Here is a 12,342-nt window from a genome sequence, read left to right on the forward strand (position 1 = left end):
ATCTAAAGACGTCCATGGACGTCTTTTTTTGTGCCTGAAATCCAGTAAATACGCGGACTCCAGCGCTTTTGCGGTCTTTTGAGAGTTTTTGAGTTCCAGACATTCGGGTATTCCAAACAGTATTCCAGCCCATCCGGTGCTAATCTTTGGAATACCGAATCAGTGCCTGAGGACAATCTCATGCCTGCCCAAAACCTCCGCCTCTCCGATCGACAGCTCAAGGGAGTCAAACCCGCGTCCAAGGATTACGTCCTCACGGATGGTGACGGTTTGCAGCTCCGGGTACGCAGCAACGGCTCGTTGCTGTGGAATTTCAACTACCGCGAACCGGTGACCAAGAAGCGCATCAACATTGGCTTTGGGACCTACCCCGAACTGTCACTGGCCAACGCACGAAAGATGGCAGTCGATGCACGCGAGTTGCTCGCACAGGGCATCGATCCGAAGGTGCAACGAAATACGTTGAATGAAGCCAAGCGCGCAGAAACGGAACACACCTTTGAGAACGTGGCCACCGCCTGGTTCGAGCTCAAGAAAGACTCGGTCACCCCGGCCTACGCCGAGGACATCTGGCGGTCGCTCACGTTGCACGTGCTCCCCGATTTGAGGACGACACCACTGACGAAAATCACCGCGCCGATGGTGATCGGATTGCTTCGTCCAATCGAAGCGAAAGGCAGCCTGGAGACGGTCAAGCGTCTAAGCCAGCGGCTAAACGAGATCATGACCTACGGCGTAAACTCCGGGCTGATATTCGCCAACCCGCTCAACGGTATCAGGGCAGTCTTCAAGAAGCCCAAGAAAGAAAACATGGCTGCGCTTCCGCCCGAAGAGCTCCCCGAGCTCATGCTGGAGATCGCGAACGCCAGCATCAAACGCACCACCCGCTGCCTGATCGAATGGCAGTTGCACACGATGACTCGCCCCGCCGAGGCAGCGACTACTCGCTGGGCAGACATCGAATTTGAAAGGCGCGTTTGGACTATCCCTGCGGAGCGGATGAAGAAGCGCCGCCCACACAGCATTCCTTTGAGTGATCACGCTGTCGCGTTGTTGGAGTCACTGAAGACTCACAGCGGACATCGCGAATACGTCTTTCCGGCAGACAGAAATCCGCGCACACACGCCAATAGCCAGACCGCCAACATGGCGTTGAAACGTATGGGCTTCCAAGATCGACTGGTCAGCCACGGCATGCGCTCGATGGCCAGCACCATCTTGAATGAGCATGGGTGGGACCCGGAACTCATTGAGGTCGCACTGGCGCATGTCGACAAGGATGAGGTGCGCAGCGCTTACAACCGGGCCGACTACATCGAGCGCCGGCGTCCGATGATGGCTTGGTGGAGTGAGTACATCCAGAAGGCCGCCACCGGTAGCCTGCTCGCCTCCGCATACGGCCAAGTCAGAGACAAGAACGTGGTGCCGATCCGCTAGCTCTGTACGGCGCAAGAACAGCAGCAGCGACAACTGAGCGCTCAAGATTCGGGGCAAGCAGCGTCGCTTATCCGCTTTTAAGCACGGGTCCTTCCAAATAGGGCTGCAAAGCCGCCCTGTTTGGAAGGACCTCACTTTGAAAAGCTAAAAGCCAAAACGATGTCCAGGATTTACCACGGAATTCCACCGGTGGATATCCGTTCTTCAAGTCCAAAGTGGCGCTGAATTTCGAACCTTGACCGGGTTTATCCACAAGCGTAGAACTGGCCGTGCAAGTGCTGTCGATGACAGCAACCCAGGTGGCCCGAACCTTGAAGGTCACGCCGCTCCCGCGGTGGTTCTCCCCCCAAATGGCGATTAGCGTCCGGCAGCTCGCCCGGTCACCTCCCCGGTGATGGATGCCTACTTCAGATCATGGCCCACGTGCGCCAGACGACACTTCCTACTCCGCTGCCCTGCAGCAACCTATCCGCTTGGCCGAATCTTGCGCCAACCTGCGCCCGTCTCTTTCTCCTGGAAAGAGACGGGCGCTTCTAACACTGCTGCAGCCCTGATCGCACATGGCTTTGCGGCAATCCCCCTCGTGACAATCGGCGTGACAAATGCCGATGTCACCAGCAACAGCGCTGTAGATGATGGTGCCGCAGACCAGGGAATGGACTGCACCGACTGACAGTCAGGCATGCCCCGGTCATCGCATTGCTGCGTTCACCCGACTCAGGATCTCCAGGCGCTGGTTTCGTCAGCCAGTACTGCCTCCACCCGCCCACCGGTAACGGTGTTCAGGAGGCCAGATCATGAGATGCCCTTGCTCCCGGACGTAAGGAGCCGCCAGTCCCGCGTAGTGGACATTCCCCACAGGTCGCAGGGGCCTTGATCCCTGATAACACTCAGCATTCTTGGCGGGATGACGTGGGGCGAGGATCGGAAAGCGAACGATGAGGTGACAGACATGGCACTGGTGGGTAGGCGCGACGGCCGCAATTTTGGCTACGGCAGGCAATTGAGCTATGCAGGGCCGCAGGCACTGCAAGACATGTTCGGCGGTGGCCATTACGGCACGGTCAAGGCGCACTGTCATCGGTGGCAAGCATTTGTGAAGTGGTGCTGCTCCGAACAGGGGCCTGGGATCAATGATGCGCGGCGGATTGATGGGAAGGTGTTGGCCGACTATGCGGTGCATCTGCGCGATTTGGTTGGACGCGGTGACCTCGCCGTCAGCACCGCACAGAATCGGCTATCCAGCGTTAACAGGATCATGGCGGCGCTTCGCGGTGATCAGTACGTGAAGTTGCCAAGTCCGAGTAAGACGTTGGGTATGCAGCGCACCGGGGTTCGTCAGTTGGTTCCACAGGGCCAAGACCGCGAACAGATTAAGCAGATTGTTGACGCACTTTGTAGTCGTGATCAGTTACGAGCCGCCGCGATCGTTCTGTTGGCGCGAGCCACCGGCATGCGCTTGCGTGAGGCCATCTTGGCTGATCTGCCACGGCTAAGCCGTGAGGCTAACGACCTAGGCAGGATTAACATTCAGGATGGCACCAAAGGCGGCCGCGCCGGTGCCTCGGCGCCACGTTGGATTGCGGTGGATGAGCATATTCGTGCGGCGCTTGGATTTGCGCAGCAGGCGTCGCCTGCGGGAAGCCGCAACCTGATAGCGTCAATCGAAAGCTACCTGAGCGTTTTGCAGAAAGTCGTCCGCCCTGCGCGGGACATCCTACATGGGCACAACCTCAAAGGTTTTCATGAGCTACGGGCGGCTTACGCATGTGAGCGCTATGAGCAGATCACCCAACACCGCGCGCCTATCAACGGCGGCCACTGTTGCCGGGTAGATATGATTCTTGATCGTGAGGCCCGGAGGCAAATCAGCTTTGAACTGGGGCATGGCCGCATCGAAGTAGTTGCTGCGTACATCGGGGGCGCGTATGACCAAGGCGTTTGATATGGAGGTGTTCTTGGGGGGCGTGCTGACCGGCTCGCATGCGACGCGTCAGCGACATTTGCGGCAAGCGAAGATTATCCACGCTGCAATCGCAGAGCGATGGCAGCGGAAGACGCCTTGGGGTTGGAAACGGAAACATCTGGCTTGGTTTCTCAAACATCGACTGAAACAGCGCAGTAAGGAGACCCGATATTACTATCTGCTCACTGTTCGGTTGATCACTCGGCGCCTAGAAATGCCATGGGTTTTCGACCTTTGAGCGGAAACTGGACCTCCGCTGCGACCGAAGGCAAGACATCACCTCCAGCGCGCATTGAGAGGCTAAAGAGTTGGGCCTCACGACCCAACCGTGGCCTTCTATTTCAAAACCACTCACTCATCTGTCCGTACCCATAGACAAACGCCAGCTTTCGGGCCCTGGTCAGACTGACGTAAATGAGCGCACGCTCCTCGTTTTCCTTCTGACGTCTGGTCACCAGATCAGCTGCCTGGCTAACCACGAAGTCCAGGGGGACCAAGCCCTTATTCACAGAGAGGATGAATACCGCATCAAATTCAAGCCCCTTCACCCGGTGCATGGTCGCCAGGTTGATGGCACCATCAGGGGTGGAGGCACTGTCACGATCCAGCATATGACAGCGCAGGCCACAGCTCTCGAATGTAGCTTGAATTTCTAGTAATTCCTTGCGGGTACGAGCGATCACGCAGCAATTGTCAGAGGCCAAATCATTGGCCTGAAGGTCCCCTATGACCTGTCGTACCTGCTCAGCCATACCGGCAAAACTCCTGATGACCGGACTAGGTCCGTGCATCAGCGAATGGTAATAAGCGTTGGTATCCTCGCCGCCATCAAGATCGTCCACGGACACACCCTCAAGCACACTAACCGCGACCTTTCGGGTTTCATCCGTAGTACGGTAGTTCACTTTGAGGCGGGAACTGCGACCTCGAATATCGATACCGCATTGGCCCAATATCACCTTGTTCTTGCCATAAATGCGCTGGTGCCCATCCCCGACAATGAACAAATCGTTAGAACTCGGAGGTACCAGAGCACGAATCAGCATGAATGCCTGGGTGCCCATATCCTGCGCCTCATCCACGATAACCGCGCACAGCTCCGGTCGGAGCTCAGCGCGGCCTTCTAGCAGCCGGCGCGCATCGCGATAAGCGTCATCCGGTTCTTTGAGGTAATTGCTCGACAGCAGATGTCGGTAGCGTTCAAAGACAGGCCAGATATCGATACGCTGCTGCCTATTCAGTGGCGTGCCGCGACCGATACGTGAAGCGGTCTTGAACTCATCGGCAGTCATGATCGATAGGGGCTGAACCACCCTCGCCCATTCTTCCTGGAAGAACGCCAGACTCAGCTCAGAGCCAGCCGGCTTGTCGGAGTAAGCCTGCTCCCAGAGTTGCCTTTCCTGCTGGCCATTCATCAACAGCCCATAGTCATAACCCTGCCTCTTCAGGAAGCTGATCACCCATGCATCCAGGTTGATTACCTCAATACGCTCGCGTTGTGCCGGACCGCAAATCTTGTTCAGATTTTGCTGGATATCCGTCGCCAGGTTGCGAGTAAAGGTGGTGAACAACACCTTATTACCTGGACTGGCCACATGCTCGGCCAGCCATTTAGCACGATGCATGGCCACTACGGTCTTGCCAGTACCGGCACCGCCCAGCACTCGCACCGGACCATTCTTCTTGCCTTCCACCAAGCGCCGCTGCGCCGGGTGCAGAAAAACCCGCCATTTCTCCAGCGACTGATTGAGCACCTCCTGCAGTGCCTCTTCATTTTCTGCCACAACAAAGCACGCGCGAGATTCGGGGCGCGCCAATGCCGTAGTGAAGTCGTCGGTATCCACCTGCTGTGTAACTACCGGAACAACCTCGTTGAAAGCCTCTTCGAAGCTGGCGCCAGCCATCAACATGAATAATCCATCATGTACATCTGCCGGGATCTGCTCATTTAGGCGCGCCGTTTCCAGATCAGCCTCGATCTTCATACTACGCACTAGTGGCAAGGCCTCCTCCGGAACTCCCAACTGAGTCAGCTGACGATCGCGGATGGAATCAAACAGCCCAGGCTGTGCAAACATGGCAGGCTGTTCGGGCGCCACCAACTCTTGCTCCTGGACAGTAAATACTTGCAGACTGCCTGTGTTGGGGTTGATCTCGACCTTACGACGCGCCGCCCAAAAGTAAGCCTGCTCGTGGTGGTCTATGTAGAGCATCAAATATAAGTTCTGTTTCTCCACTGTCGCCAGGATGATTCGAACATCTTGGTTCACCCGGATCGAACGCAGTTTGTCATCCCTGAAAGCTGTCAGCTTTTCGTAGTGCAGACCGCCATGCTGCGGATCTTGCTGGAACAGCATGACCGCCTTGTTAGCCTGAGCTTGCTCGTTCGGCGTGAGCTTCAACAGGCTGTCAAAATATTTGTCCGAAAACGCAACACTAACCATCTTAGGCTCCTGAATTCAATTGGGTGATGGCCTTAACCAGATCCTCGGCGCTGGAAACGATGATCCAACCTGCTTTCTGCAAATACGCCATCGCCGCCTGCTGGTCTTCCAAATGCTCAAGCAGCAGAGCAATTTTCTGCTCGGGCAACAGCAGCTCTGCTTCACCGACCACTTCACCCTGCTCATCCATAACCGCATCGCCGACAACAGCAGACATAGACCAAGCAATCTGATGCTCACTCAAGGCGGTGGCTACGTTCTCATCCAGCAGCTGGAACCAGTTGGGCAACTGGCGTGCTTCCACCGACTCTTCGGCCACCGCACCAACCAACGGCCAGAGCAAGCCTGCAGCTGTCCCATCGTGCTTTGACTGGGGTGTCCAGGCATAAAACAGCGGCAGGAACTGCAGAAAATTCACCGCAGCCCAGAATCTCTGCCATTGATAGCGAGCAGCCTCTTCACTGCCTTGCTTCAAGTCATAGCAAAATGACACCAAGGCTTGGTTCAGATCAAACTGTCTGACCAAATCCGCACCGGCAATCAAGCCCAAGCTGATCAGCGCAGCCCCTTGCGCATCCTTGACTTCCACCGCCCCCGCGAGAGCTATCGGTTCTGGTTGCTGATCGGTAAAGCTTACCGGCAGGCCATGGAGGCTTTGCAAAAGCTTCGCCCGAACTTCGGCGTCGGCCAACGAAGCAGCCGGCAAGCATTGCAGAGTGAAAAATAGCGCTTGCTCCGACAACGCTTGCGGATTCTGATTGGCAAGAAAGTGCGTGAGTAAGTCGAAGGTGGGCATGCTCAGGTGTTGAGCCGTATTGGCTGTCCCTGCCAATTTTGCCAGCCCCGCGATCGCCTGGTGATGCTGTGTTGGTGAAGTCATACCGGTTAGTAAAGGCACATCCAAGGCTTTATCACCGATCACCTTGTTGACGTCATACCAGTTCAACGTCCATACCACGAAACCGGCATGCATCAAGCTTTGTCGCTTGATCAAGTCTTCGCTACTTTTCTGTCCGTGAAATTGGTAGCCATCAAGGAAGATCGCAATTGGCTTGAAATCAGCCGATGCAGGCCAAAGCACGAAATCCGGCCGACTGGCAAACTGGACACCCTCAGCCTTGCCCAGATCAACCTGGGGCTCCATTTCATAGGCCTGCTCGCCGATCGTTAGCCGGTAACCGGTCTTACCGTGAATGATGTCAGCCGATACCCTGACCTTCTGACCGCTGACGCAATCCATACCACTGAATCGCGCAAGCGCCTCGGGGAAACGTGCTTCCAGCTCACTCTCCACCCATGGATTACCGGAGAGGGAACTTAGGGACTCACTGTTCTGCACCCACTCATGCTCACCTTCGACAATGTCCTTGAGCATTTCCAAGGCTATCGCCTTACTGGTGCTCTCCATGCCATAGGCATTGCGGTACTCCAGTAGGCAGCGATAACAACCATCCATCGTGTGCTCGTAGCAATCACACGTCACCATGACATCGTAAGCCATGCGGAACACAGCCTGCATGTTCTCAGCCCGGCTCAGTAGCTCATGCAGATACCCAGTCCCGCCAGGCACAGAGTCGTACAACACAATAAAATGTCGACGTTCGTCTGTTTCCCCTATCGGCTCGCTCTGGTGGGCTACTCGCAGATGGTCAACTTTGCCGCCAAACCGTCGTTTGAGTCCCAACTGCAGGGCTGCAACAAAGGAGTTAATCTGCTCTTCAGTCCCCCCCGTTGCCAGTCTTGGCAAAAGAATACGTAGGGCTTCCGAAGTAAATTGGCGGTACAGATACAGGCAGTTGTCCAATCCAAAGTCGTCACCGCCATTGACAAGCTTTTTCACGCCCTTGGCATAGCTACAGCTCTTCAGATGAACCGGCTCGCCCTTGCCTGCCATCACCTTACGGCTCTGCACCGAGCCACACTCGCGACAAACGGCAAAACCGGATCGCTGCAACTGCTCGCCAGCCACATGGAACATTATCTCGTCGCCGTCACGGCGACCGAAGTTCACCTCAAGGAAAGTCGCCGAGCGGATAAACTCGAAACCAAATGGACGATCCTTATCATCCAAAACCCAAGTGATATGGATATCTGCAGGCTTAAAATCGATCAGCATCTGCTTACTGAAAAATACCGGCTCCCGATCATCCGAGTGGTCATTCAACAGCGCATCGCGTGCGTTAGTAAACGCATACACCTGAGTCATCTTCAGCATCTTGGTACGAGCGCTTGAATCCCCCCACTGACTGGTATGGCAACGCGGACAGAGCTTTTCGCTGAAGCCTGCAGTGGGGTTGTCCGCAGCCGCGGAGTAATGGCATCGCGGGCAGAATCTCCAGTCCTGAATATTGCGCCCTTTGGCGGTTTCCACTCGGGATATCTTCACCTTGCGGTTACCGGCATAGAACACCGACTCAGGCGCCAATTCCGTCAGCGCTGCCTGTGCCGGTCGCTGGTATTCGTACTCGCGCTTGATCAACTCGCGCTCAGCCCCATTACCAGAAGTTGCTTTTTCTGATCGGAAGATAACCGAATGCAAGGTTGCTCCTTCCTCTGGGAAGGCGTAGTTGGGGAGTAAGCCTTCATCTGTCAGGAAATTGAGCGTTTCGCGCCGGTTCATCACATAGCGCAAACGATTGAAACCCTCACGCTCTCGCTCAAGCTCAGCGAGTTCGTCACGGGTATGCTCGTCCTGTGGTGCCTTGGCTAGCTTATCGATCTGCTTTTTCAGATCCGCACTGCGCGCAGCCATATTTGCCCGCTCATCAGCAACCACCTTGAGCCGCCCAAGCACATACAACTGCAAATGGTCATCCAGATGCTGCGGCCCGCCAAACAAGAACTGGCGCAGCAACTCAAGATCATCACCACTGAGCTCTCTGGCTACATAAGCACTGAAGCCATCCCAAATTTCCTGCATATTGTGTTTAAGGAAATTCAGCAGGGTATAGGGGAAACGGTCTTCTTGGACCTTTTCCACCGCATCCAGCACCGGCTGCATATTCGAAGGCACTAGGTTGTCGCCCCTGGATTCCCTGGTCCAGCAGTCCATGGCATATGCCAGCAATTGCCTACGCAACACATACCGCGCTTTGAGAAAAACCGCTGGGGGCTCCACCGGGGTATCCAGCATGCGGCTCGGGTCGGCGTAGAACACCAGGTCATGGGGCCGACCGTTGGCCACGGTCAGGACGAAGGAGTTGCCATCACGCCGCCCACCTCGCCCAACGCGCTGCAGGTAGTTCGCCTGTGCCGGCGGTACGGAGCAAAGCAGCACGCTGGACAGGTTGCCAATGTCGATACCCATTTCTAGGGTCGGCGTAGCAGACAGCAGGTTGTATTCCCACGGTTTGCCACCCTCACGCATAAAACTGTTCTCGACGCGGATCCGCTCCGGCGTGGATAGCAGCCCGGTATGCTCATGAGCTATCACCCGGTGAATGACGCCATGGCGGAACAGGTTGCGATACAGCGAGTCCCGTGTGGGTACAACTTGCAAGTAATGCAGATCCGGGTGTGCCGCGTTCAACAGCGGCATGCCGAGCCAAGCCTTGGCATGGCTTGCCGGCAACAGCAGAGAACGATGGCCCGGGCACTCTACGTTATGCACTTCCGAGGTGACTTGCAGCACTTCAGGCACCACCGCCCACAACTGAACACCACGCTCACTCAGCTCCTCTTTAAGCAGCCCAGTCGAACAAAGAGCCTTGAACGACGCCCCCAACACCGACTCCAACTGTTTTCGATCGACCAACTCTCCCGGATTCAGACAAGCCAGCCAACGCTGGTACCAGGTAGCGCCCTGGCTTCCAGAAAGCACTTCAAAACCATCACCATTACTCGCTGCCGGATAACGTGGTCGAGCGGCAGACGGACCGCTGGCCGGCGCGTAATCAAGGAGGTTCAGCAGATAAGACTTCCCAGAATTCCAGCGGTAGCTCGCAAGGTCCTCTAAGGCGAATGCACCCAGATACACCAAATGCAGCATCAGTCCCTGCATATACTGCCGGGCTGCCTCAGCATCAATCCGGTAGCCGAGCGTATTATTTACCTCCGTCGCCCAACGTTCTGCAGCCTGCTGCACCTTATCCAACGGCCACTCTAGCGCTGCAATGCCTAAGCGATTTAGCGAGCGACCAACCTGCGCACGCCAACCTAGATCCTCCAGCACCTGCCAGAGCATGCGATTGCGGATGATCTTCAAATGTCGGGCCGGATTTCGCACCTCACCAGACTGCTCAAAAAATTCAAAGTCCCCATCAAAACGCTTATCCGGCGGCATGAACTCACGCAGGTAATACGGCAGCGCCAAATGCCCATGGTGACCTTCATGCTCTAGCCAATAACGCTCAAACAACTCCGGTATCTGCAAGAGCCGCACCGGACCGGTCTGATTTTCCAGCAGCTGAGTCAAGGCCATTCGAACGTTGTTCTGCCAGGTACGGGCGGCAAAGAAACCGGCGCGATGTGCTGCATCCTGCACCGAATCACTAAAGGTCAGCAGTTTTCGGTCATCGTTATCGCGACTGCTGAATAGCTGATGAATAGCCACCGCACTCAGACTCGCGGCTCGCGCACCGAACACCACCAGGGATGCTTTTGCGGAGCAGTACGGGCAGTTGTGCTGATGTACAACCCGGTTTACCTGACCGACGCGCTCCTCTTTGAGCAAATCTGGACGACTGACTCGCACCAGCGCTTCATTCCCAGCCTGACAGGCCTTGCACCCACCGCTATGTTCCAGCCCTGCGGTAAAGCCGCACTCACGGCAAACCCGAAAATGGGTCAACCTTGGGCCGCTCATCGGCTTATCACCATTAGGCTGCCAAGGCATCAACAACCCGGTTTCCTGGTGATTGCTGAAGAACGCCGAGTAAATATTGGCCAGATCCAATTCGATCTGCTGATTGACCGGCTGCGCCACCTCCATCCGCGTCAACCATGCTGTACCGTGGCACTCACGACACTGCACGAGTGGCAACCGAATCTGCTGCTTGTCCCTGGCCGGCGGGTCATCACCAAACGCCAGCAAGGGCGGCAAGCGCTTGATACTGCCGGTCTCCTCGAACTCAAGATCATCTGCGGGGACAGGCTCGCGCAAGGTACCGACAATACGTCGCAGCTCTCGTGCCCACAGCTGCAGACGCAGCTGCATCAGGGGCAGCTTGGTTTCCGCCCGTGCATGAGCTGCCAATGACAAAAGAGCAATCAGTGCCTGTTCCGGCTGACGTTGAAAACGCTTTGGAATCTGAGCGGCCAGACGATTCGCTAACTCTCTGAAGGTTGGAGTCTTGTAATCCTGCCGCAGATGTCGCAATAGATTGGCCAGTTGCCCGTGCTGCTTCAACTCCTTACCAAGCGCTATACGCCCTGGCATTTCCTGAAGATCCATCTCCGGCTGTTTGCTGAAGTACAACTCGTAAGCGACCAGCAAATACTCGTTCAAGCCCTGGCGCAGCGCGATCTGCAGGGTCTCTGGACCAATGTCCGGGTTCAGGTTGAGGAACGACAGCGTGTCGATGAATTCATCCGGCGACTGACGCTGCTCAGTGATCACCGCCTCCCGTGGGAAGGGAGCGGAAAATATATCGCTGGCATACTGAAGCAGCCCCGCCACACTGTCTTCACCTCCCAATGTCGCCGAGGTACCCACGCAGATCAGGCGCTCCGGCGCCAGATCAAAGCGGGCACGTAAGCGGCGGATCAGGAGGGACAGATCCGTACCTTGGGCGCCATCAAAGGTATGCAGCTCATCCACTACCAAGTAACGGAGGGTGTCGGGCTCATTGTTCACCCACAGTTTCTGGTCCTGCGGGCGCATCAATAGGTAGTCGAGCATCTTGTAGTTGGTAAGCAGCACGTCGGGCGGATTCTGGCGCAGGGTTTCCTTATCCGTGATTACCTGGTCCGGTCCCATGGCCTTGACGCCGTGGCCATCACCGCCGACAAACAACCCAACACGCAGTCCCTTCAGTGACGGTTGATTATAAACTTCTTTGGCAAAACGCTTGGCCTGATCCGTCGCCAAAGCGTTCATCGGGTAAATGACAATGGCCTTAATACCGGGCTTGCCAGCCTTCTGGCAGAAATCCAGCACCGGGTACATAAAGCACTCTGTCTTACCCGAGCCAGTACCCGTCGCCACCAGTGTATTGGCTGCTTTACCATTCGCCGCAAGGCGCCGCCAAGCCTGCTCCTGGTGAGCATGAGGAGGGAATTCAGTCTTAAATCCAGAAAAGAAATCGCAGCCTGACTGACCACTCAGAAATGGCAAACCAACGGTAACGTAAGGCCCTTTGATGAAAGCCTCGCCGTCCTGCTGCTCCTCAACCAGACGGCGGAACTCCCCCCGGAATGGCGCGGTTTCAGTCTCGAAACCAGTAATGATAAATTCGCGTAGTGCAGCGGATACTTCGCTGGCCAACAAGCCGGGAATCATGAAACGTCCTTATCATCTGAGACAGAGCAAATGCTCTGCTGAAGGTACCTTGCAGT

General features: G+C 56.0%; 5 protein-coding genes. 3 read left to right on the forward strand and 2 right to left on the reverse strand.

The window, feature by feature from the left end:
* The first annotated feature begins 180 nt into the window (after nucleotides 1-180).
* The 3 genes from J3P84_RS23860 (at nucleotide 181) to J3P84_RS23870 (ending at nucleotide 3,641) form a co-directional block, all read left to right on the forward strand.
* A complete protein-coding gene (locus tag J3P84_RS23860) occupies nucleotides 181-1,437 on the forward strand; it encodes an integrase domain-containing protein (RefSeq protein ID WP_434626236.1) in 1,257 nt (418 codons plus the stop codon).
* 952 nt (nucleotides 1,438-2,389) lie between these two features.
* Nucleotides 2,390-3,382, forward strand: a complete 993-nt coding sequence (locus J3P84_RS23865) for an integrase domain-containing protein (RefSeq protein ID WP_434626237.1) — start codon at nucleotides 2,390-2,392, stop codon at nucleotides 3,380-3,382.
* Nucleotides 3,366-3,641, forward strand: a complete 276-nt coding sequence (locus tag J3P84_RS23870) for a hypothetical protein (RefSeq protein ID WP_434626238.1) — start codon at nucleotides 3,366-3,368, stop codon at nucleotides 3,639-3,641. Before J3P84_RS23865 ends, J3P84_RS23870 begins: the two co-directional genes overlap by 17 nt.
* Nucleotides 3,642-3,744: 103 nt before the next feature.
* Here J3P84_RS23870 and J3P84_RS23875 read toward each other — a convergent pair whose 3' ends face one another.
* Together J3P84_RS23875 and J3P84_RS23880 are read right to left on the reverse strand one after the other, a co-directional pair.
* Nucleotides 3,745-5,847 carry a UvrD-helicase domain-containing protein gene (locus J3P84_RS23875; protein WP_434626239.1) on the reverse strand — a complete coding sequence of 701 codons (2,103 nt, stop codon included), beginning with the start codon at nucleotides 5,845-5,847 and terminating at the stop codon, nucleotides 3,745-3,747.
* A gap of 1 nt (nucleotide 5,848) precedes the next feature.
* Nucleotides 5,849-12,286, reverse strand: a complete 6,438-nt coding sequence (locus tag J3P84_RS23880; protein ID WP_434626240.1) for a DEAD/DEAH box helicase — start codon at nucleotides 12,284-12,286, stop codon at nucleotides 5,849-5,851.
* Nucleotides 12,287-12,342 lie beyond the last annotated feature (56 nt).

Origin of the sequence: Pseudomonas sp. Z1-29 (assembly GCF_051131995.1) — a bacterium.
Taxonomy (GTDB): domain Bacteria; phylum Pseudomonadota; class Gammaproteobacteria; order Pseudomonadales; family Pseudomonadaceae; genus Aquipseudomonas.